This is a genomic window from Alienimonas californiensis (assembly GCF_007743815.1).
Classification (GTDB): domain Bacteria; phylum Planctomycetota; class Planctomycetia; order Planctomycetales; family Planctomycetaceae; genus Alienimonas; species Alienimonas californiensis.
Window position 1 is genome coordinate 4,274,208 of sequence record NZ_CP036265.1, and the last position, 21,760, is coordinate 4,295,967.

At 70.9% G+C, this 21,760-nt stretch carries 15 protein-coding genes; 10 read left to right on the forward strand and 5 right to left on the reverse strand.

Features of this window, described 5'->3' with window-relative positions; genetic code table 11:
• Positions 1–165 precede the first annotated feature (165 nt).
• The 3 genes from CA12_RS16920 to fae form a co-directional block, all read right to left on the reverse strand.
• Positions 166–3,228, reverse strand: a complete 3,063-nt coding sequence (locus CA12_RS16920) for a POTRA domain-containing protein (RefSeq protein ID WP_145360186.1) — start codon at positions 3,226–3,228, stop codon at positions 166–168.
• 140 nt (positions 3,229–3,368) lie between these two features.
• Positions 3,369–4,166: a methylene-tetrahydromethanopterin dehydrogenase N-terminal domain-containing protein gene (locus CA12_RS16925; RefSeq protein ID WP_145360187.1), complete on the reverse strand. Its 798-nt coding sequence runs from the start codon at positions 4,164–4,166 to the stop codon at positions 3,369–3,371.
• 97 nt (positions 4,167–4,263) lie between these two features.
• A complete protein-coding gene (gene fae / locus CA12_RS16930; RefSeq protein WP_145360188.1) occupies positions 4,264–4,761 on the reverse strand; it encodes a formaldehyde-activating enzyme in 498 nt (165 codons plus the stop codon).
• 99 nt (positions 4,762–4,860) lie between these two features.
• On the opposite strand from fae, the gene CA12_RS16935 reads away from it, so the two are divergent.
• The 10 genes from CA12_RS16935 to CA12_RS16980 all read left to right on the forward strand — a co-directional run bounded on the left by CA12_RS16935 (position 4,861) and on the right by CA12_RS16980 (position 19,926).
• Complete coding sequence (locus tag CA12_RS16935; protein WP_145360189.1) at positions 4,861–6,093, forward strand: ATP-grasp domain-containing protein; 1,233 nt, start codon at positions 4,861–4,863, stop codon at positions 6,091–6,093.
• Positions 6,090–7,436 carry a mandelate racemase/muconate lactonizing enzyme family protein gene (locus tag CA12_RS16940; protein WP_145360190.1) on the forward strand — a complete coding sequence of 449 codons (1,347 nt, stop codon included), beginning with the start codon at positions 6,090–6,092 and terminating at the stop codon, positions 7,434–7,436. Before CA12_RS16935 ends, CA12_RS16940 begins: the two co-directional genes overlap by 4 nt.
• A 117-nt stretch (positions 7,437–7,553) precedes the next feature.
• A complete protein-coding gene (locus tag CA12_RS16945) occupies positions 7,554–10,058 on the forward strand; it encodes a hypothetical protein (RefSeq protein WP_145360191.1) in 2,505 nt (834 codons plus the stop codon).
• Positions 10,055–11,926, forward strand: coding sequence for a hypothetical protein (locus tag CA12_RS16950; protein ID WP_145360192.1), 1,872 nt, complete (start codon positions 10,055–10,057; stop codon positions 11,924–11,926). The genes CA12_RS16945 and CA12_RS16950 overlap by 4 nt, the downstream gene beginning before the upstream one ends.
• Before the next feature lie 42 nt (positions 11,927–11,968).
• Positions 11,969–13,066, forward strand: coding sequence for a hypothetical protein (locus CA12_RS16955; protein WP_145360193.1), 1,098 nt, complete (start codon positions 11,969–11,971; stop codon positions 13,064–13,066).
• Positions 13,066–14,286: an NPCBM/NEW2 domain-containing protein gene (locus CA12_RS16960; protein ID WP_145360194.1), complete on the forward strand. Its 1,221-nt coding sequence runs from the start codon at positions 13,066–13,068 to the stop codon at positions 14,284–14,286. Before CA12_RS16955 ends, CA12_RS16960 begins: the two co-directional genes overlap by 1 nt.
• 2 nt (positions 14,287–14,288) lie before the next feature.
• Positions 14,289–15,989, forward strand: coding sequence for a S1C family serine protease (locus CA12_RS16965; protein ID WP_145360195.1), 1,701 nt, complete (start codon positions 14,289–14,291; stop codon positions 15,987–15,989).
• A complete protein-coding gene (locus CA12_RS16970; RefSeq protein WP_145360196.1) occupies positions 15,986–17,065 on the forward strand; it encodes a S1C family serine protease in 1,080 nt (359 codons plus the stop codon). The genes CA12_RS16965 and CA12_RS16970 overlap by 4 nt, the downstream gene beginning before the upstream one ends.
• Positions 17,065–19,005, forward strand: a complete 1,941-nt coding sequence (locus tag CA12_RS16975; protein ID WP_145360197.1) for a trypsin-like peptidase domain-containing protein — start codon at positions 17,065–17,067, stop codon at positions 19,003–19,005. Before CA12_RS16970 ends, CA12_RS16975 begins: the two co-directional genes overlap by 1 nt.
• An 84-nt stretch (positions 19,006–19,089) precedes the next feature.
• Positions 19,090–19,926, forward strand: a complete 837-nt coding sequence (locus tag CA12_RS16980) for an undecaprenyl-diphosphate phosphatase (RefSeq protein ID WP_165700821.1) — start codon at positions 19,090–19,092, stop codon at positions 19,924–19,926.
• On the opposite strand, the gene CA12_RS16985 is transcribed toward CA12_RS16980, so the two are convergent.
• Together CA12_RS16985 and CA12_RS16990 are read right to left on the reverse strand one after the other, a co-directional pair.
• Complete coding sequence (locus CA12_RS16985; protein WP_145360199.1) at positions 19,923–20,726, reverse strand: inositol monophosphatase family protein; 804 nt, start codon at positions 20,724–20,726, stop codon at positions 19,923–19,925. The two genes, CA12_RS16980 and CA12_RS16985, sit on opposite strands and share 4 nt — an antisense overlap.
• A 59-nt stretch (positions 20,727–20,785) precedes the next feature.
• On the reverse strand, positions 20,786–21,757 hold the full coding sequence (locus CA12_RS16990) for a 2-hydroxyacid dehydrogenase (protein WP_145360200.1): 972 nt from the start codon (positions 21,755–21,757) through the stop codon (positions 20,786–20,788).
• Positions 21,758–21,760: the final 3 nt, after the last annotated feature.

Here is a 21,760-nt window from a genome sequence, read left to right on the forward strand (position 1 = left end):
GGACCGAATCGTCAGTCGGGCGCCCCTGGCAGCTTGAGATCCGACCGGTTCGTACCGGCCGCGTCGATCGCTTGCGGCTTCGCGGCGCCCTCAGATTCTCCGGCGCCGCGAAACCGCAAGCGGTGAACCACGTTCCCGCCCCGGCGTGGAGGGCGGGCGGCGACCTCAGCGGGTCATGCCGATGTTGAAGCTGAACAGTTGCTCGTCGTCGAAGTCCGGGCCGGCGACGGGCACGGCGAAGTCGAAGGCCAGCGGCGCCGGGCCGAAGGCCTGCGGCAGGCTGACCCGGATACCGGCGCCGACCGAAGCCCGGAAGTCGTCCAGCGAGACGCTGTCGTTCACCGTACCGAAGTCGCTGAAGACGACCCCCTGCAGGGCGTCGTTGACCAGAATCGGGAAGCGGTACTGCAAGCTGCCGTAGGTGCTGAACCGCCCGCCGACCCGCACGCCGTTCTGCAACGGGCTGACGCCGCGGAAGTCGAAGCCGCGAAGGGTCTGGAAGCCGCCGAGGTAGTAGTTCTCGAAGATGGGCATGTCGTCGCCGGCGAGGCCGACGGCGCCGTTGAGGCTCAGTACGTGCTGGCCGGTGCCGTCCGGGCGTTCGTTCAGCAGCCAGTACTGGGCGGCTTCGGCGTCGAAGCGGGGGTAGACGAAGTCGCCGAGGCCCTGCGTGTAGCCGAACTCCGCGAACGTGCCCTCGCTGGGTAGGATCGCCCGGTTCCGGCTGTCGTACTTCAGGCTGGCGCCGACGGTGAACAGCGTGTTGTCGCCGACCGACTCCGCGAGTTTCGGCGGGGTGGGGAAGGTCGGATTGAAGATCTTCACGTCTTCCAACCGGCTGCTGCCGACGATGCTCCAGAACGGCGTGAGCTGCCGGCCGACCGTCAAACGGCCGCCGAGCCGCTGCTCGTCCCACTCGTCGTAGTACCGGCTGTAGTAGAACCCGCTGACGCCCACGCTGTAGAGGCTGTCGAGGAAGTACGGGTCCGTCAGGCTGATGAGGTAGCGGCTGACCTCGGCGCCGGGCACCGCTTCGATCCGCAGGCGCTGGCCGCGACCGCGGAAGGCGGTGCCGTTGCGGAGTTCCTGAAAGCTCCGCGGGAAGTTCCAGATGTCGAAGTTGTCTTCCTGCAGCGTGACCTGACCGACCAAACCGCTGGAGCTGTTCACCGCGGCGCCGACCATGAACCGGCCGGTGCGTTCCTCACGGGCGCGGACGTCGATGTCCACGAACCCGGGCGGCTCCTGGAAGGGCGGGGGTTCGTTGAACGTGCCCTGGAACGGCCCGCCGTTGGGGCTCTGCGGAAGCAGCGGGCTGGACACGCCCGGACCGTATTCGCCGCCGGTCTGCTGGATGGTGCGGAAGGGGTTGTACTCGCCCTCGGCGGTCACAACCGGGCCGGGGGTGACCGGCTGGACGACCGGGCCGGGCTCCCACCCGCCGCCGGCGGAGGGCGAATCGGGGCTCTGGGCCCGGTAGGTCGGGGTGATGAACCCGTTTTCCTCCGGGCTCTTCACCGACGGAGTGATCTGAGCGATCGGGGATTCCGACGGCCCGTCGAACGTCGGGATCGTGGGGACCCACGCCGGCGGCAGCAGGGTCTCGCCGAGGGGGACGGGCGGATGGAACAGGTTCGCCGCGACCCAGTCGGACGGATCGTTCTCCGGCGAGGCCGGCCGCCGGGCCGCCCGCGTCAGCGGGTCGCGGTCGGCGTTACGCACGGCGTCGCCCGGGGCGTTCCCGTGGTAGGAGGCCGCCCGCACCGGCAGTTCGCTCAACGGCGCCGGCCGTGCTTGCATCACGCCGGAACCGCCGGTCGGCGGGAGGACGCGGCGATAGGTCGCCGGGGCGAGGCTCGCGGACGGGCCCGCGTCGGACGGACCCGCGGCGGAGGGCGGGGCGTCGGGGCTTTGGCCGCGGATGTCGCTGGCTTGTCGGACCGGGTTCTCCGATTCGTCCACCGGGGTCACGGAGACGCTGGCGTCGGTGCCGAACACGGAGGAACCCCGCACGCGGTCCTGCCCCTTCCGGATCATCGCCGGATCCGCCCGATCACCGGGGGCGAACGGGACGATATTGAGCGCCAGATTCCGCTGGGTGTGCGGGTGGTCGCCGACAATTTCCACATTGATGTGGCGGATGTAGCGGACCTTATCTTCCTGAATTTGGTAGGTCAGGTCGATCACCCCGGGCTCCTCCTCGAGGAACTCCGGGACCGGCAGGATCTTCGTGAACAGCCGCCCCTGTTCGCCGTAGAGCTTCTCCATCTCCGCCCGGTCCTTCTGCAGGAAGCGGGCGTTGTAGAAGTCGCCGGGCCGGAGCGACGGGTCGGACATCAGCGCGGCGTCGGCGAGCTTCTCGTTGCCTTCCAGGCTGACGTTCCGCACGCGGTAGCGCTGGCCTTCCTCCACGTTGAAGGTGACGTAAATCTCGGAGCGGTCCTCGCTCTCGGCGACCTCCGCCGCGACCTTCACGTCGAAGTAGCCCAGGTCGCGGTAGTAGTCGGTGATCGCGGCCTCGTCCCGGGGGACGGTCGTCGGATCGAACAGGCCGAACAGCGGGACCATGCCCAGCAGCTTCGTTTTCGTTTCCAGGCCCCGCTTCAGCACGGCGTCGGAGAAATCCTTGTTGCCCTCGAAGGAGACCTTCGCCACCCGCACTTTCGGACCTTCCTCAATCTGGAAGACCACGTCGCGGTCGCTCTCGGCGTCCCCCCGGACCAGCGTGACCTTCGCGTGGCGGAAGCCCTCGTCGATGTAGTAGCGGCGGAGTTGCTCCGCGGCGTCGCGGTTGAACATCACCCGGTACGGGCTGCCCGGCTCCAGCCCGGTGACGCGGGAGAGCTGTTCGTCCGACTTCTTGTCGTTGCCTTGGTAGGTGACCGAAGCGACCTGCGGCAGTTCCTTGACGAGGAACACCAACTCAATACCGGCGTCGGTCTCGCGGAACTCCCGCTTCACGCGGCTGAACCACTTGGTCTCGTACAGGCTGCGGATGTCGTCCAGCACCTCGTGGTTGCTGACGACCCGGCCGCTCTTGATCGAAATTTTCTGCAGAATCACCGCCGCCGGGATCGTTTCGTTGCCCTCGACGCGGACGGCGACAATCGGCCGATCCGGCGTGCCGCTCTGCGCCTGCAACAACCCCACCGGCAAGAGGGCGAGCGTCGCCAGTGCAAGACAAACCAGCAGCGTGGCCGGGACGCGTCGGCGGGGCGATGGCGACATGGGCGACGTCCTATGGCGACGGATTCACCCGAGTCGTTCGGGCGCCGGCGCAATGGTCCCCGCTGAGCACGGGGGACGGCCGGAATGCGGGGGCATAGCAGCCCCCCGCCGTCTGCTCCAACCCGGACCGCGGCGAGAAATCACTTCGCGCGCGACAGTCGCTCGCCGATCGCCAGCGCCTCCGCGGCGCCGAAGACCCGATCGTTCCCTTCAAACAGCGCCGCGACCGCCGCCCGATGGATCTTCATCTTGAGCCCGCCGACCGCCAGCGCCCCGTAACACCGTACGCCCTCGCGGTCCTGTGCCCGGTCCTGAGCGTCCACGCCGGTGAGGCCGGCGGGGGGAACCGCGTTCAGGTCGACCGCAACGCGGACGCCCGCCGCGGCCACCGCCGCCACGGACGCGATCTCCACCCCGGCCGGGCCGCAGGCGAACACGGCCGCGGCGCCGTCGATCGCATCCTCGACGCTGGGCGCCGTGCCATGACGGCTCTCGTCCGGGTCGAACGTCCGAACCGACACGCCGCGTTCCTTCAGCAGGGACGCGACGCGGCCGCCGACCGGCCCCAGCCCCAGCACGGCCGCGGGACCGTCGAATCCCTCGCCGGAGCGGGCCGACAGCACGGCCGCGGCCGCGGTGGTGTTCGCCCCGTTCGGATCGCACAGCAGGCTGACCCGCAGCGGACCGAAGAAGGCGCCACGGACCGCATCGGCGATCGCCTCGGCCTGCGCCGCATCCGACCCGCCGACAAAGATCGCCGTGTGCTTCAGGTCCTGCGGGCCGCGGGTAAAGATCGCCCCGTGCGTCAGGGCGACGGCGCTCTCCGGCGTGACGCCGCCGTAGGCCAGCACCTCGTCCGCCCCGGCGTCGAACGCGACGATCCGGTCGAACGCGGACGGCTGGGCGTCCGCATCGAGTTGGAGCAGGATGCGCTTCATATCGCCCTCGCCGAGTGATCCGTCAGACTCACACGTATGCCCCGGTTCGCCGTCGCCGCTAGGCGGCGCGCGTCCCGGGGCGACTCCGCAATGACGTTCAGACGCCGGAGAACGGGTGCTTCGCGGTATCCTTCTTCGAGACCACCTCGGCGACCTTCGGCTCCTGCTTCATCGCCCGCTTGATGCTGAGCTTCGTCGCCTCGTAGTTGTACTCGTAGATCTTGGCGTCGTTGTCCGCTTCCCAGTGGATGAACACGCCGCAGACGATGCACAGCGTTTCGGCCTGATCCTGGGGAATGGTGCCGTCGGCGACGCAGTCGGCGACTGCCTTGGCGACCCCGTACTGGGCCGGGCCGAACATCTGGACCGCCTGCTTCGCCCCCTTGATGGTCACCTTGGTGATCATGACGGTGTCCGGTTTGACCGCCAGGTTCGGCTCCAGCACGGCCAGCAGGTTGCTGTGCCCGGCGGACTGGCGGGACAGCGCGTTGGCGAAGGCGTGGCCGACCGGGCCGGTTTTGTCGCCGATCATCAGATCGATGTGGGCGACTTCGTTGCCTTCGCCCACCAGGGCTTCGCCGACGTGCAGGGACATGCTTCTCTCGCTGAAAATGGGACGCGCGGGGCGGCGATGGTACGGTGAGCGGCCCCGCGGTTCATCCCAGCCGGACCGGGATCGTCCCGCGAATCGAAAATGGCCGATCCCGACCTGCTGATCGTCGGCGGCAGCGTGCGGGCCGCCGCCTGGTGCGCTGTGCGGGCCGGGCTGAAGGTTGCGGCACTGGACCGCTACAACGACCTCGATCTGCTCGCCGTCGCGGAGCCCTGCTTCAATTGGGACGGCAGTGACGAACAGGTCGAACGGGTCGTCGGCGAACTCGGCGTGCCCTGGATGTACACCGGCCCGCTGGAGAACCGCCCGGACCTCGTCGACCGCTGCGCCGCCCTCGCCCCGCTACGAGGCACGTGCGGCGAGGCCCTGCGGCGGGTCCGGGACCCCTTCGAGTTGCATGCGGCCCTCATGGCGTTCGCCGAGTCGCGGCGGACGCGGGCGGAAGCCCTGCGAGTCCTCGACGTACGATCGGCGGACGACCCGCCGCCCTACGCTCCGAAGGAGATCAGAACCGTTGATTTTTTCTGCGCCTCCGAGGTCCCGCTCTGGTTGCTGAAACCGCTCGACTCCGGCGGCGGCGCGGGGATCGCCGTCTGGGACGCAGCGGCGGTCGACCATCCCACACGCGAGAGACCGCACTATTTCCAGCAGATTATGACGAGCGGCGACCGAAGGGGATGCCGCCCCGTCAGCGTGTCGGCGGACGCCGCCCCCGGCGGGGTGCGGCTGCTGGGTTCCTGCTCACAAGGGCCCGCGCAGCTTCTGGGCCGGCTCCATCAGGGCTTCCGCTGGAGCGAAGCCTGCGGCCCCGGCTTTGTCCGGCGGTCGTTCGCGGCCGAAATGGCAGAGCACCTTGCTATGTGGTTCGACCTCCGCGGATTGTTCGGGGTCGACCTGTGTACCTACGCGGGAGACGGAGACGGAGCGAAAGCCTCGTTCGCCGTTGTCGAGGTGAACCCGCGGTTCACGGCGACGATGGACCTGCTGGACGACATTCGAAGCGGGCCGACCGGACCTTTCGGGACCGCCTCCCGAACCGACGTGGGCGTCGTGTCTGCCCGTCGGCGGAAGAAAGTGATCTACGCAAAACGAGACTGCCGACTCCGCGAACACCGCCCGCTACCCATCTTCTCGCCGGACGCACGCGGCTGGGTCGCGGACGTGCCGGAGCAGGGGGCGGTCGTGCGAGCCCGCGAGCCGATCTGCACGGTGTACGGTTCCGGCGAAGGCATCCACAACCTCCGGGCGGCGGAGGTGAGGGTCCTAACCTTACTGGCGCCCGTCCAGTTAAGGCCGGACACTTCGGACCCATGAGCAACCCCCAAGACGTCCGCGTCGTCGCCTGCGAGGTGACGTTCGAACCGGTCCCGTTCCGCGCCCCGCTGAAGTTCGGCGGGCGGGTGGTGGACCGCACCGACCTCATCAACGCCGCCGTCACCGTCGAACGTCGTGACGGCCAAACGGCGACCGGGCACGGCTCGATGCCGGTCGGGAACGTCTGGGCCTGGCCGAGTTCCGCCGTCGGTCCCGACCAGGCCGAACCCGCGATGAAACGGTTCGCCGGCGGGGCGGGGCGGGCGTTAACGGCTTCGGGGGGGTACGGCGACGTGATCGAACACGGGCATCGCCTGCTCGAAAGTCACGCCGAGACCGCCCGCGAGGTTCAGGCCGGCTCGGACCTCCCGGAGCCGCTCCCGCCGCTCGCCCAACTCGTCGCCGCCTCGCCGATCGACGCCGCCCTGCACGATGCCGTCGGCCGCGTGCACGACCGCAGCAGCTTCGACGTGCTGGGGCCGGAGTTCCTGAACCGCGACCTGTCGGCGTACCTCGACGGCCGCTTCGCCGGGGAGTACCTCGACCGCTATACGCTGCGGGCGCCGAAGGTGACGATGCCGCTGTATCACCTCGTCGGCGCCCTCGACCCGCTGACGAACGCGGACGTCGAGAAGCCCATCGGCGACGGTCTGCCGGAGACGCTGGCGGAGTGGATCGCCGCGGACGGGCTCACCCACTTCAAAATTAAACTGGCCGGCGACGACCTCGATTGGGACGTGGATCGCGTGTTACGCGTCGAGCGCGTCGTCGCCGAGGCGAAGGGGCAGGGGGCCGCGTGGCAGTACTCCTGCGACTTCAACGAGAAGTGCCGCGACGCCGCCTACGTCGTTGAGTTTCTCGACCGGGTGAAGGCGGGCAGCCCGGGGGCGTTCGATCGGATTCAGTACCTCGAACAGCCCACCCACCGGGATCTTTTTGCTCACCCGATCCCCGTGCACGAGGCGGCGAAGATTAAGCCGGTGGTCATCGACGAATCGTTGACCGGCTACGGTGCCCTACTTCGGGCGGTGGACCTCGGCTACAGCGGGGTCGCCCTCAAGGCCTGCAAGGGGCAGACGGAGAGCCTGCTGATGGGCGCCGCGGCCCAGAAGCTCGGGCTGTTCCTCTGCGTGCAGGACCTGACCTGCCCGGGGGCCTCCTTCCTGCACTCCGCCAGCCTCGCCGCCCGCATCCCCACCGTCGCCGCGATCGAGGGCAACGGCCGCCAGTACTGCCCGGCGCCGAACGCGGCCTGGGCTCCGCGTTACCCCGGTCTGTTCGAGATCACCGACGGCACGGTCCGCACCGCGGAACTGGACGGTCCGGGCCTCGGGTTCAAGTAAGCGGCGGGCGGCCGAAGGACGCAACGCCTTTCACGGGAACCACGGGCCGCTACGATGCGTCCGCCGGATGAACGGTCAGTGAAGACCGACGGCCGCCGCCCCTCCCCTGAGACGTCGATGCCCTCGCCGCCCGCCCTCGCGGAGACCGCCGGCCCCGGGGCCGGCGGATCGGGCTCCCGTCCCTCGCGGCCGGAACCGAGCTTGCGGCCGGAGTTGGGCCGCCTGCTTTCCGCGGTGCGGACCCGGCTGCGGACCTACGTGCTGCTCCGCGGCCTGGCGCTGGTGATTCTCACCGCCATCGGCGTGTTCTGGGCGGCGCTGGGGCTGGACGACGCCTGGTTCTACGTCACCAAGCTGGAACTGCCGACCTGGCTGCGGATCGGCTTCGACGGCGCCGCCCTCCTGCTGCTGTTCAGCGTGGCGGCGATCTGGCTGGTGGGTCGTTTGGTCGTCGCCGCGGCTCCGCGGGATCTGGCCCTCGCTGTGGAACGCCGCTTTCCGGATCTCCGCGGGCGGCTCGTGCTGGCCGTCGAACGGGCCGCGAACCCGGCGGTCGCCCGGCAGGAGTCCCCGTTCACCGCCGCCCTCGCCGATCGGGCCGCTGCCGACGCCGCCGAGCGCGTGCGGGCCCTGCCGACCGGCGAACTGTTCGACCCGGCCCCCCTCCGCCGCGATCTGGCTCTCGCCGCCGTGCTGCTGGCCGGCACGATCGCCTTCGCCTTCTGGCAGACCGACGCGGTCCGCCGGCTCTCCGACGCCTACGTCGAATTGGCGGACGTCTACCGCGTTCGCACCACCGCTCTCTCCGTCGCCGCGGTGCTGCCGCCGGGGGACGAACGCAAACTGCTCACGCCCGGCGAGCCGCACCGGCACCCGCGGGGGGCGGACCTGGTGCTGCTGATCGGCGTGGCCGACGGCGAACGCCCCGGCGGCGGCCCCTGGACGGCGCCAGAGAAGGTGACCGTCACCCGCGAAACCGCCGGCGGCGCCACCGGCCGCAGCTTCGCCCTCCCCGACGGCCCCGGTCAGTTCCGCTTCGCCCTCGACGAGGTCCGCGACGGCATGACCGTCTGGCTGACCGGCGGCGACTTCGTGACCCGCACGCCGTACGTCATTGAAGCGGTCGACCCGCCCCGCCCGCGGCGGGTGGCCCTCTCGGCCAAGTATCCCGCCTACATGCAGCGGAACGCCCAGACCGCCGACGGCGGTCGGGCGCCGGAGGTCGGCCCGATCCGCGGGGCGAAGGCGACGGTGCCGGTCGGCACGGAGTTCGATCTGATCCTCGAAGCGAACAAGCCCCTCGCCGCCGCTCGGGTGACGATCGACGGCGAGCCCGTCCCGCTGGCACTGGAAACCGCCGCGGGCGAGAGCGCCGTCCGCGTCCCCCTGACGATGCTCCCCCCGGAGCCGATCGACCCGGCCGACGGTGACGCCCCCGCTGACAGCTTCTCCCCCGCCGCTGGCACCGTGGGCGTGCGGCCGGGAGCCCGGGTCGCGGTGGAATTGGAGGACGCCGACGGCATCCGCAGCCAGTCCCCGGTGCGGCTGGTGCTGGCCGGTCTGCCGGACGACCCGCCCAACGTGCGGGCGGAGCCGGTGGGCGTATCGGACGTGCTCACCCGCACCGCCTCCGTGCCGTTCGTGGGAACCATCGAAGACGATTACGGCATCGCCTCGGCCCGCTTCCTCTACAAACTCACCGGCGGCGAACCGGCCGCGGCCGCCCCGCCTGACGGGGGGGGCGACGGTGCAGGAGAAGACGTGAGCGGTACCGTCGCCGAGGCTTCCGCCGATCCGCAGTGGCGTGAGCGCCGCTTCCGGGCCCGACCGCGAAACTTGCCGGAGCGGTTCGACGTCGGCGACCGCGACCCGGCCCGGACCGCCGACCGGGACGCGGAACGCTTTGAGGTCGCGGGGCTCGATCCGCAGGTCGGTCAGACGCTGACCCTGGTCGTCGTCGCCGACGACGCGAACGATCTGACCGGCCCCGGCGTGGGCCGCGGCCCGGAGCGCAGCTTCCGGATCGTCACCCCCGAAGAACTGCTCGCGCAGCTGTTCGATCGGGAGGTGAACCTGCGTCGCATCTTTGAACGCAGCTTGGAGGAGGTGACCGCCGTCGGCGACGACCTCGCCCTGATCTCACCCCAAACCGACGAGGCCGATGTCCGCCGCACCGCCGGGCTCGCCGCCTCGGAGCTGGGGCAGAACGCCGGACAGGCCGAGGCCGTGCAGAGCGGCTTTCGGGAGATCCTCGCCGAATTGCTCAACAACGGCGTGCAGACCTCGAACGCCGTCGCGCGATTGGAGGAGCTGATCCTGCAACCGCTGACGGAGATCGCGGACGTCCACTTCCTCGAAGCCGACCGGGCCGTCGGCGCCCTCCGCGTCGCCGCGGAGAGCGGGGCGCCGCCGACCGAGCGGGCCGCCCTGGCCCGGACCGCGGCCGAGGCGACTGACCGCCTCGCCGCGGCGATGGCCGCGGTGTTGCGCGAGATGGAGGAACTCGCCGAATATCACGAATTGGTACGGGACTTTCAGCAGCTCGTGGACCGGCAGGGCGATCTCCTCGATCGCACCCGTCAGGAACAGAAGACCGACCTCATTGACGGACTGTTCGAATGACCTTCGCCCCCTCGTTCGCCCGCCCGCTGACGCGGCTCGGGTTGCTGCTCGCTGTGGCGTGCGGAACGGCAGCGCTGCCCGCGGCGGCGGCGGACGAGGAAGCGCCGCCCTCGCTGGAGGAAGAACAGCGGGCGGTGGCCGCACAGTTCGCCCGACTGGAAGATACGCTGCTGAAGATGGCCCGCTACCTGCGCAAAACGGAGCCGGAACGCTCCGAGTTGTTGGTGCGGGCGCTCCAGAAGGCCCGTGAGGAGCGGATCGAGGTGCGGATGAAAGAGGTGTCCGACCTGCTCCGCAGCGACGCCGCCGCCGGGCTGGCGCCGAACTTCGGCGACGCGATCGACCGTCAGGCCGAACTCGTCGACGGGATGCGGAACGTCCTCGCCCTGCTGCGCAGCGAAGACCGGCGGAAGGAGATCGATTCCGAACAGGAACGGCTCGCGGCGCTGCTCAAGGACGTGAACCGTTTGATGAGCGACGAGAAGGCCGCCGAGGCCGCCAACCGCCGCGGCGACTCCGCCTCCCGCGTCGCCGGGAAGCAGCGGGACGTGCTGGACCGCACCGACGACCTGTTGAAAGAGGTCAAAGGCGCCGACGCCGACAAAGCCGCCGGCGAGGCCGGCGAACCGACCCCCGCCGGCCCCCGTGGCGACCCGTCTGAAGGCGCCCCCGGCGAGCCGAAAGAGCCGGGCGCCGAGGGTGATCCGACCGAAGACATGAAAGGCGGGGAGCCGGGCGAGCCGGGCGAGCCGTCCGACGGCATTCCCTCCGAGACCAAACCCGGCGAGGGAGAACCCGGCGCCCCGAAGCCGAACGGAGGCGAACCGGGCGAGAACGAAAAGGCCCCCGGCGAAACGGAGCCGAAGGAGCCGGGCAAAGGGGCCGAACCCGGCGAACCGTCCCAGTCACCGCCGGGCGAACCGTCCGAGTCCGGCGAGTCTTCTCCCTCCGAGCCGAAGCCGGGTCAGCCCGGGCAGCCGGGGCAGCCCGGCGAGAGCGGCGAGCAGCCGCCCTCCGAGAGCCAACCGCAGGAACCGAAGGAGTCCACCCCCGGCCGGGAGGAGTTGGAACAGGCCAAAAAGGCGATGGAAGACGCCCTGAAGGAACTGGAACAGGCCGAGCGGGAGGGCGCCCAGGAGAAACAGGCCGAGGCCATCAAGAAACTCGCCGAGGCCAAGGAGAAGCTGGAAGAAATCCTCCGCCAACTGCGGGAGGAGGAGGCCGAGCTCGTGCTGCGGGCGTTGGAGGTCCGCTTCCAGAAGATGCTCACGATGCAGCAGGCCGTGCTGACGGACACCGTCTCCCTCGCCTCGGTCGGCGAGATCACCGACCGGGAAAGGGCCAAGGCCCGCGATCTGGCTCGGCGGGAGCGGGAGATCGGGCTGGAGGGGGCGAAGGCCCTCCTGTTGCTCCGCGAGGACGGCTCCAGCGTGGCGTTCCCCGAGGCGCTGGAGCAGATCGCCGCGGACGTCGACTTCGCCGCCGGCCTGCTGAGCCAGGAACCGCCGCGAACCGACGAACTCACGCAGCAGGTCGAGCGTGACATCATCGAGTCGCTTGAAGAACTGATCGACGCCCTCCAGCAGGAGTTGGAAAAGCTCCAACAGGAAAAGCAGGAGGGCCAGAGTCAGCAGGGCGAACCGATGCAGCCGGGCGAGGAGGCGCTGGTCGACAAGATCTCCGAGCTAAAGATGCTGCGGACGCTCCAGAAGGGCGTGAACCGCCGGACCCGTCTGCTGGGTCTGGAGGTTCCGGCCCCCGGCGACCCGGCGGACGTGGACGTGGTCGCCCGGCTGCGGGAGCTGTCGAAGCGGCAATCGCGGATCGAGTCGGCCACGTACGATCTGGCGGTCGGCAAAACGAACTGACGTCCGCCCCCTTTCGTCCCCTGTCCTGTCCCGTGAACCGCCGTGCCGATCGCCGAACTGCTGCTGGTCCTCGCCGCCGCTCAGGCCGCCCCGCCGGAGATCGCCCCCTCTGAGGCGGTTCAGACGGAGGCCGCCCCAGCGCCTGACGCCTCCGCCGCGACCTACGCTCCCCCGCCGATGGGGGAGGTGCGGGCGGCGGTGACGGCCTACCTTGATCGCCGGACCGCGCTTCGGGGCGAGCCGTTGCCGAACCGGGAGGAACTTCTCTCCGCCTGGGACGATCTCTCCGACGCCGCCCCGCCCGCCGAACGGCTGGACCTGCTGGCGGATACGCTGCGGGCCGCGGACCCGGCAATCGAGGATCTGCTCGCGACGCTCGATCCGCTCGGCCCGCCCCCGGAGGAGCGTCCGGACGTGGACTTCGCGATTGATTCTTCGGACCCCTTCGCCCGGGATCACCTGCGACTGCTGGTCGGCCGCACCCTCGCCCGCCTGGGCATGTACGACGACGCCCTCGCGGAGTTGGAGGGGCTCGATCCGGCCCAACTGGTCGACCCCGCCACGGCTCTCTATTACCGGGCGGTGAGCGAACACCAACTGCTGATGCGGGAGGAGGCCCTGTCGACCCTGAGTTCGCTGCTGGAGCGCACCGCCCGCGTGCCGGAGCCGATGACGGCGCTGGCCGGGCTGATGCGGGGCGAACTGGAGGAGACGGAGCCGGAGTCGCTTCGCGAGGTCGCCGGGATGATGCGGGACGTGGAGCGCCGGCTGGACCTCGGCGACTCCGGCCCGAAGGTCCGCAAGCGGGAGGACGAGATCATCGCCCGGCTGGACGCGATCATTGAAAAGCTGCAGGCCCAGGCCGGCGGCGGGGGCGGCGGGGGCGGCGGGGGCGGCGAGGGCGGCGGCGACGCCCCCTCCCCGTCGAATCAGTCCTCCAATCCCGGCAGCGATTCCGTGCTGAAGGGCAGTCAGGCGGCCGGCGACGCGGACATGAAGCCGGCCGACGGCCCCGGCGGCTGGGGCGATCTGCCCGAGAAGGAGCAGGCCCGCGCCCGCTCGCTTCTGGACCGCGACTACCCCGGCCACTACCGCCGCGTCGTCGAAGAATACTTCCGTAAATCTGCCGAGGAGAATTGATGAGGCCGCTTCCGATCCTCGCCCCGCTGCTGGTCGCCGTGGCCCTCGCCCCGGCCGCCGCTCCGACGGCCGCCGCGGCAGTGGAGGCCGAGGTGGAGGCGGCGCTGCTGGACGGCCCGTCGGTGACCGGCGCCCTCATCGGGCTGGCTGACGAACGGCTGCGGCTGTCGACCGCCGACGGCGAACGCGAGCTGCCGTTCGCCGATCTGGCGGAACTGCGGTTCGCCCCCCCGGAGACCGCCCCGCCGGCACCGGAGTCCGCGGTGCGGCTCGTCGACGGTAGCACGCTGCCTGTCTCCACTGTCACGCTCTCTGACGGACGGCTGAACGCAGACGTACCGGGGCTGGACGCGATGTCGCTGCCGGGGCAGTCAGTGCGGGCGATCCGCTTCCGCCCCCTCGCCGGCGCCGACGCAGAGCGGTGGGAGGAACTGGCGACCTCGAACCCGGACGGGGACCTCGTGGTGGTGCGACGCGGCGAGCGGCTGGACAAGCTCGACGGCAGCGTCGGCGGCGTGGGGGCGGAGACCGTTTCTTTCCTGCTGAACGGTTCCGAGGTGCCGCTGCCCCGGGGGCGGGCGAACTTTATCGGCATCGTCTTTGGCCGGGCGGCCGCGGAGTCCAAGCCGACCGCGGTGGTGCGGCCGCACGTCGGCGGGGCCCTGCGGGCGTCGAAGCTTGCGCTGACGGACGACGGTTCGCTGGAGATCACGCTGACCGGCGGCGGCACGCTAACCGCCCCGCTGACCGGGGTGGCCTCGATCGATTTCGCCGCCGGCTCCGTCACCCCGCTGGCGGACCTGCCGACCCGGGCGCCCTCCGAGACCACCGCCGGCTGGGCCGACGAACCTTGGCCCGTCGGCCGGAACCGCAATCTGGAGGGGGAACCGATCCGCATCGCCGGCCGCCCCTTCGACCGCGGCCTCACGCTGCACGCCCCGGCCGCCTTGGAGTGGCGTTTGCCGAAGGACACCGCCCGGCTGCGGGCCGTCGCGGGCATTGAGGACGCCCGCCGGGCCCTCGGCGTCGGCGAGGTCGACCTGACGATCGCCGGCGACGGCCGGGAGTTGTTCACTCGCCGCCTGACGCATACGGATGACCCGTTGGAACTGGACGTCGACGTCACCGGCGTCCGCGTTCTGACGATCACCGTCGGCGTCGGCGACGACCCCTTCGCCGGCGATCACCTCGCCCTCGGGAACGCGCGGCTCACGCAATGACGATGCAGAGGAAGACAGTCCGCGGCGTGCTCGTCTTCGCGGCGCTCCTGACCTGCCTGGGGTCGCCCCTCGACGCCGCGGAGGCGCCGCTGAAGGTCGATCCGGCCGTGCTGGAGGCTCAGGCGGCCCGCGTGGCGGTGATCGACAAGGTGGCGCCCTCCGTCGTCGCCATCTTTGGCCCGGACGGCGGCGGGGGCGGCTCGGGCGTGCTGATCTCCGCTGACGGCTACGCCGTCACAAACTTCCACGTCACCGACGGGTGCGGCGACGCGATGAAGTGCGGCCTCAACGACGGCCGCATCTACGACGCCGTGATCGTCGGCACCGACCCGGTCGGCGACGTGGCCCTCATCAAGCTGCTGGGCCGGGACGACTTCCCGGTTGCGGAGTTCGGCGACAGCGACCTCGTCCGACCCGGCGACTGGTGTCTGGCGCTGGGCAACCCGTTCCTGCTGGCCAAGTCCGACTTCGCCCCGACCGTCACCTACGGCCTCGTCAGCGGCACGCACCGCTATCAGGAGCCGGCCGGCACCTTCCTCGAATACACCGACTGCCTGCAGATCGACGCCAGCGTGAACCCCGGCAACTCCGGCGGCCCGCTGTTCGCCGCCGACGGGCCGCAGGCCGGCAGGCTGATCGGCATCAACGGGCGAATCAGCATCAAGCGGGGCCGCGTGAACAGCGGGGCGGCCTACGCGATCAGCTCGAACCAGGTGAAGTACTTCCTTGGCCATCTCCGCAGCGGCCGGGCGCTGGATCACGGCACGCTGAACGCCACCGTCCGCACCAACTTCGACGGCGACGTGCTGTTCGACCGCGTGCTGGACGGCTCCGCGGCTCAAGTCCGCGGGATCAAGGAGGGGGACGAACTGGTCGCCTTCGCCGGGCGGCCCATTCGCAGCGTGAACCAGTTCAAAAACGTGCTGGGAGTGTATCCGGCCGGCTGGCCGCTGCCGCTGACGGTGCGGCGGGGGACCGAGACGCTGGACTTCCTCGTCCGCACCCGCGGTCTGAACCGACGGACCGACCTGTTGCAAACGGTCGCCCCCAAGCCGGGGCCGCCGCCGAACGACGTGGTCAAGCCGCTGTTGGAGAAGCGGCCCGGTTACGCGAACGCCCATTTCAACGACGTGGAACGGGACCGCGTGCTGGCCTCCCTCGGCGACGACCTCTCCGCCGGCCCCTGGCGGATCACCGGGACGGACGTCGACGGCGTGTCGGCGGAGTTCACCCTGGCTGACGGCGGCGTGGGTCTGAAACTGGGGGCGAACCGCTTCCTCCAATCACTGGAGCCGGACGCCGATGTGGCCGACGAACCGCCAAGCACCGGGGGGCTGCTGTTCGCCCTGCGTCAGTGGCAACTTTTGCGAAGCGGCCAGACGGAGGCGTTCGCCGACCTACATTACGTCGGGACGGAGCCGCTGGACTGGGACGGGCCGACGGTGGACGTGCTCGCCGCGGAGAACCGCGGGATGACGACGCACTTCTACGTGGCGGTCGGCGCCGACGGGAAGGGGTTCCTGCGGGGCTTCGACTCCTGGCAGGACAACCGCGGCGCCGCCGTCGAGGTGCGGTTCGACGAGGAGCGGCTGACTGGCCCGCTGCCGATTCCGTCGCGGCTGCGCGTCTTCGCCGCCGGCCAGCCGTACCGCAACTTCGAGTTCACCGCCGCGACCGTCGCCGATTCGGGAGACGCTGAATGATCCTCTCCGCCGTGCTGCTGGCCCTGATCGCCGTGCAGGAAAACCCGGCTGCGGACGCTCCGGACGCGGCGCCGGCGGCTCCGTCGTCCGCCCGCTCCGTCACCGCGGACACGCTGCCCAAGGTGGTGAAGATCTTCGGGGCCGGCGGTCTGCGGGGGCTGCCGGCCTACGGCACCGGGTTCCTCATCTCGCCCCGAGGTCATGTGGCGACGGCGTTCAATCACGTGCTGGACGCGAGCCCGAATATCCTGGTCGTGCTGGACGACGGCCGTCGGCTGACCTGCAAACTGCTCGCCGCCGACCCGGTCAGCGGCCTCGCGGTGTTGGAGCCGGAGCGGGACGACCTGGACCTGCCATACTTTGACCCGGCCGCGTTCGCCCCCGCCGAGGCCGGCGATCGGGTGCTGGCGTTTTCGAACTCCTATAAGGTCGCCGGCGGCGACGAACCGGTCGGCGTCCAGCGGGCGGTGATCGGCGCCGTGGCGGAACTGGACGCCCGCCGCGGTCGCAACGCCGCGGGCATTGCCGGCCCGGTGCTGATTCTGGACGCCCCCACTAATAACCCGGGCTCCGCGGGCGGGCCGGTTGTGGATCGGGCCGGACTGCTGGTCGGGGTGATCGGCCGCGAATTGAAGAACGATGCGACGAACGTCTTCGTCAACTACGCCCTGCCCGCTGAGGTGATCGGCGCGACGCTCACGGCGATGATGGAGGGGGAATTCGTCGCCTCCGACGTGGCCCCGCCGGTGTTCTCCGGCGGCCCGCAGCCGGCGGACCTGGGGGCGCTGCTGGTCGCGGACGTGGTCCGGCGGACCCCGGCGTACGTCGAACTGGTCGAACCCGGCTCCCCCGCCGACGCCGCCGGCCTGCGGCCCGGCGATCTGATCGTGCTGCTGGATGGGGAACTGGTTCCGTCGATCCGCCTGCTGCGGGCCCGTCTGGCGGCCGTCGAACCCGGGGAACCGGTCGACGTGGTCGTCCGCCGCGACGGCGAACTGCTCCCGCTGACGATCGCCGTGCCGGACGTGGAGGATCTCCGCGAACCGCCCGCTGAACTTTCACGCCCCCGCCGCTGATGATCGCGTCCCCGTTGCTGGCCGTCCCGCTGTTCGCCGCGCTGGCCTGCGCCGGGCAGACGGCCAACGCCCTCGTCGCCCAGGAGGAGGCAGCGTTCAAGGCCGTCGCCGCCGCGGTCGGCCCCAGCGTGGTGCGGGTCGAAACCCTTGGCGGCGTCGACACGGCCGAGGGTCGGCTTTTGGCGAGCGGCCCCTCCACCGGCACCGTCGTGCGGCAGGACGGCCTGATCCTCACCAGCAGCGAGAACCTCGCCGGCAATCCGACCTCGATCCTGGTCCGGCTGCCCCACGGCGAACGCGTCGCCGCGGAGCGGCTGGGCGAGGACGAAGCCCGCCAACTGACCCTGTTACGCGTCGAACTGCCCGACGACAGCGGCGTGACGGCCGCAGTTCCCGCGGAGATCGACGCCCTGCGCGTCGGCGAATGGGCGATCGCCGTCGGGCGGACCTTCTCCGCGGATGCGGTGAACGTCTCTGTGGGCGTGGTCAGCGCCAAGGACCGCATCCTCGGCCGGGCGGTGCAGACGGACGCCAAAATCAGCCCGGCGAATTACGGCGGGCCGCTGGTGGACCTCGCCGGCCGAACGATCGGCATCCTCGCCCCGCTGTCGGCCGAGGGCGGGACCGGTGGGGTAGAATGGTACGACAGCGGCATCGGCTTCGCGGTGCCGCTGGAGGAGATGCTCCCCGTGCTCGATCGGCTCGCCGCCGGTGACACGTTGCGGCCGGGCAAGCTGGGGGTCACCTTCAAGAGTTCAAAGATGGACGCCGAACCCGTGGTCGACACGGTCCGGCCGCTCTCCCCCGCGGAGGAGGCCGGCGTGCTGCCGGGCGATCGACTGGTCATGGTCGCGGGGCGGGCCGTCTCGAGGCCCGACGAGGCGCAGCTGGCGATCGGCCCGCTCTACGCCGGGGACGAGGCCATGTTGGTCGTCGAACGCGACGGGGCGGAGGTGGAACTCAAGGCGACCCTCGTCGCCGAATTGCCCCCCTGGCGGCCGAGTGACCTCGGCGTGCTCCCCGCCGACCCCCCGGCCGCGTCCGACGAACCGGACGCGGAGGCGCTCGCCGGGGTTCGCATCGCACATGTCTTCACCGGTTCGGCGGCCGACGGGGCGCTGGAGGTCGGGGACGTCGTGACCGCCGCCGCCGGGGAGCCGGTGGAGACGGCGGCCGACCTGCGGCGGATCGTCTCCCGCCGGGCGCCGGGCACGGAGCTTTCCCTCGAACGGGCCGAGGGCGAACCGGTCACGGTCGCGTTGGGCGAACCGCCCGCCGCCCCGCCGGAGGAACTGCCGGAGACGATCGACCCGACCGCCGACCCGCTCCCCGCGGATCAGAGCGGCCGGCTCGATCTGGAGGTGGCGGGTTTCGAGGGGCGGGGCGGTTCGCTGCTCGTTCCGCAGCGGGCGGGGCGGGGCGGGTTTGCGCTGCTCGTCTGCCTGCCGCCGAACGGGGCGATGACGGCCGACGACCTGTTCGGACGTCTCGGCCCCGCCGCCGAGGAGCATGGCGTGATTTTGATGGTCCCGCGGCCGGAGGGGGCCAGCGGGTTCCAACCCGGCGATCTGCCGTTCCTCAAGGCGGCGGCGGAGCAGATGCGCGAGCGGTACGCCGTCGAGCCGGTGCGGACGTCGCTGTACGGCCTGGGCGATCAGGGGGCGACCGTGTGGCGGATCGCGCTGACGACCGACGGCGTCCTCCGCGGGGCCGTGACGGACGCCGCCCCTGCCCAGCTCCCGCAGAACGAACCGGACGACGCCGTCGTTCCCCTGCTGGTCGGCGATCCGCCGGAGCAGTCCCGGACGGCGCTGCGGGACGCCGGCTACCCGTTCGCCGTGTTGGACGTCCCGGCGGAGGACCCGGACGACCCGAACGTGCTCGCCCCGGAGGCGGTCGAGGCGATCATGCGGTGGGTCACGACGCTCGATCGTATCTGATTCGATTCTTCATCCGAATCGCGCACCGCGCCGAACGGGACGCGGCCTAGGGTGAACGGGTCCATTCTCGCCGAAGCTCCCGCCGTGTCCCCGCTTTCGCAGTACCTCGAAGCCGTCTCCCTGGGGGCGTTGCAGGGGGTCGCGGAGTTCCTGCCGATCTCCTCCAGCGGCCACCTGTCGCTGGCCCAGGCGGTGTTGGACGAGGCGACCGGCCGCCAGATCGACCCCGAGGGGAATCGCCTGCTGGTCATCGTGCTCCACGTGGGCACGCTGGGGTCGATCCTGTGGTCCTACCGCCGCGACCTCTGGGCGACAGCGACCGACGTGCGCTACGTCACCAGCGTCGCCGTGGCGACGGCCCCGCTGGTCGTGGTGGCCCTCACGCCGTTGAAGGACCGGGTGGAGGCGATGTTCGCCCAACCGGCGGTCGTCGGCGTGTGCCTGCTGGTCACCGCGGGCTTGCTGTTGGCCGGACAATACCTGGCAGTCCGCCGCTCAGATCCGGCCGACGGCGAAGAGGCGTCGCCGTCTTCCCGAGAGGTCACGTTGCCGGTCGCGGCGGTGATCGGTGCCTTTCAGACGCTCGCCCTGCTGCCGGGGATCTCCCGCAGCGGAAGCACGATCGCCGGCGGCCTGATGAGCGGGCTGAGCCGGGAGGAGGCCGTGCGGTTCAGCCTGATGATCGGCGTCCCCGCGATCGCCGGGGCCGGGCTGTTGGAGGCGAAATCGGTGCTGGACGCCGGCGTGAGCCTCAACGCCCTGCCGATCGGCCCGCTGGCCGCCGGGGCCGGCACGGCGTTCCTGGTGGGCGTGGCGGCGATCTCGCTGTTGCGGAAGGCCGTTTCCAACGATCGCCTGCACTGGTTCGCGGCGTATTGCGCGGCAGTGGGCTCCGCGACTCTCGTGTGGCAGCTGACCTAGGCCCGGGCCAACTCCGCCACGGTGGCCTCCGCCAGCGCCGCGTTGGAGCAGGCGAGCATGTCCGGGTCCGCGATGCGAAACGGGCCGCCGTCGATCGTTCGCATCGTGCCGCCGGCGGCTTCCACGAGCACCGCCCCCGCGGCCTGATCCCACGGCTTCAGGCTGGTGCTCCAGTACCCGTCGACCCGCCCGCAGGCGACGTAGGCGAGGTTCAGCGCCGCCGAACCGCTCCGCTGGACGGTTTCACAGCGGTTCAGCATGTGCGTGAACCGGCGGACCTCCGGGGCGTTCGCGGGGCTGTTGCGGGGGATGCTGCTCATCAGGAAAGCCCGCGGCAGATCCGTGCAGGGGGAGGTCCGCATCGGCCGGCCGTTCACGGTCGCTTCGGCCTCGCCGTCGGGCGGGAGGAGGGCGAGGAACATTTCCTCGCGGCTGGGGTCGTAGATCGCCCCGACGGCGGGGGCGGCGCCGGCGTCCGACAGCCGCTCCACCCCGATCGAGACGGCGTAGAACGGGAAGCCGTGCACGTAGTTGCCGGTGCCGTCCAGCGGGTCGATCGTCCAGCGGTACTCGCCGCCGCGTTCCTCCCGCAGCCCCTCTTCGCCGTACAGGTCGTGGTCGGGGAAGGCATCGGTGATGGCCTTCACCACGGCGTCTTGGGCGGCGTGATCCGCGTCGGTCACGAGGTCCTGCGGGCCTTTCTCTTCCACTTCGAACCGGCCGCGGTAGCCCTGCAACACCTCCCCCGCCGCGTGGGCGGCGACGGCGGCGGTACGGGCGATGCGGGCAAGGTCGGTCATGGAGGGCGCTGCGGTGGGAACGACGGGTGAGAGCGACGAGGAAGTGCGGCGAGGCTTGGTCAGCCGACGGGGTGGGGCAGCGGGTGGCCGGCGAGGCCGGCGAGCACGTTATCCGCGGCCATGATCGCCATCCCCCCGCGGGCGTGCCGCGTGGCGCTGCCGATGTGCGGGAGGACCACGCAGTTCGAGAGACCCAGCAGCGGCGAATCGGTCGGCAGCGGCTCCGGCGTGGTGACGTCGAGCCCGGCGGCGAAGATCACGTTTTCCTTCAGCGCGGCGTGCAGGGCCTCCTGATCGATCACCTCCCCGCGGGCCGTGTTCACCAGCACGGCGGTCGGCTTCATCCGGGCCAGGGCGGGGGCGTCGATCAGGTGGGCCGTCGCCTCCGTCAGCGGGCAGTGCAGGGAGACGAAATCGCTCTCGGCCAGCAGTTCGTCCAGTTCGACCCGGCGGGCGCCGAGGTCGCGGTCGGCGTCCGGCTTGGGGGAGTTCGCTGTGTAGAGCACGTTCATCCCCCACCCGCCACGGCAACGCTCCGCAAAGGCCCGGCCGATCCGGCCGAGGCCGATCACGCCGACGGTTTTGCCGACTAGTTCCACGCCGAGGTGATCCATCGGCGCCCAGGTCTTCCAGCCGCCGTCGCGGACGCTCGCCGCAGCGGGGGTGACGCAGCGGGCCGCCGCGAGCATCAGCAGGGCGGCGACGTCCGCGGTGGCGTCGGTGAGCACGTCCGGGGTGTTGCCGACCGCCACGCCGCGCTCCCGGCAGGCGGCGACATCAATGTTGTTGTAGCCGACGGCGTAGTTCGCCACGACCTTCAGCCCGTCGCCGGCGGTGTTGAGAACGCTCTCGTCGATCTTGTCCGAGAGCATCGTCACCAGCCCGTGACAGCCGCGGACCTTATCGAGGAGGGTGTCGCGGCGGGGGGGAGTGGGCTTCGGCCAGACTTCCACGTCGCAATGCTCCCGTAGCCGGTCGAGGCCGACGTCGGGGATCACGCGGGAGACGAACACGCGGGGTTTGTCGGACATCGT

What these genes read in the sequence shown, in the direction of transcription:
- CA12_RS16985 (WP_145360199.1), bottom strand. Translation starts at nt 20,726, where the DNA reads ATGACCGACCTTGCCCGCATCGCCCGTACCGCCGCCGTCGCCGCCCAC.
- CA12_RS16935 (WP_145360189.1), top strand. Translation starts at nt 4,861, where the DNA reads ATGGCCGATCCCGACCTGCTGATCGTCGGCGGCAGCGTGCGGGCCGCC.
- CA12_RS16920 (WP_145360186.1), bottom strand. Translation starts at nt 3,228, where the DNA reads ATGTCGCCATCGCCCCGCCGACGCGTCCCGGCCACGCTGCTGGTTTGT.
- CA12_RS16940 (WP_145360190.1), top strand. Translation starts at nt 6,090, where the DNA reads ATGAGCAACCCCCAAGACGTCCGCGTCGTCGCCTGCGAGGTGACGTTC.
- CA12_RS16945 (WP_145360191.1), top strand. Translation starts at nt 7,554, where the DNA reads ATGCCCTCGCCGCCCGCCCTCGCGGAGACCGCCGGCCCCGGGGCCGGC.
- CA12_RS16965 (WP_145360195.1), top strand. Translation starts at nt 14,289, where the DNA reads ATGCAGAGGAAGACAGTCCGCGGCGTGCTCGTCTTCGCGGCGCTCCTG.
- CA12_RS16950 (WP_145360192.1), top strand. Translation starts at nt 10,055, where the DNA reads ATGACCTTCGCCCCCTCGTTCGCCCGCCCGCTGACGCGGCTCGGGTTG.
- CA12_RS16925 (WP_145360187.1), bottom strand. Translation starts at nt 4,166, where the DNA reads ATGAAGCGCATCCTGCTCCAACTCGATGCGGACGCCCAGCCGTCCGCG.
- CA12_RS16990 (WP_145360200.1), bottom strand. Translation starts at nt 21,757, where the DNA reads ATGTCCGACAAACCCCGCGTGTTCGTCTCCCGCGTGATCCCCGACGTC.
- CA12_RS16970 (WP_145360196.1), top strand. Translation starts at nt 15,986, where the DNA reads ATGATCCTCTCCGCCGTGCTGCTGGCCCTGATCGCCGTGCAGGAAAAC.
- fae (WP_145360188.1), bottom strand. Translation starts at nt 4,761, where the DNA reads ATGTCCCTGCACGTCGGCGAAGCCCTGGTGGGCGAAGGCAACGAAGTC.
- CA12_RS16960 (WP_145360194.1), top strand. Translation starts at nt 13,066, where the DNA reads ATGAGGCCGCTTCCGATCCTCGCCCCGCTGCTGGTCGCCGTGGCCCTC.
- CA12_RS16975 (WP_145360197.1), top strand. Translation starts at nt 17,065, where the DNA reads ATGATCGCGTCCCCGTTGCTGGCCGTCCCGCTGTTCGCCGCGCTGGCC.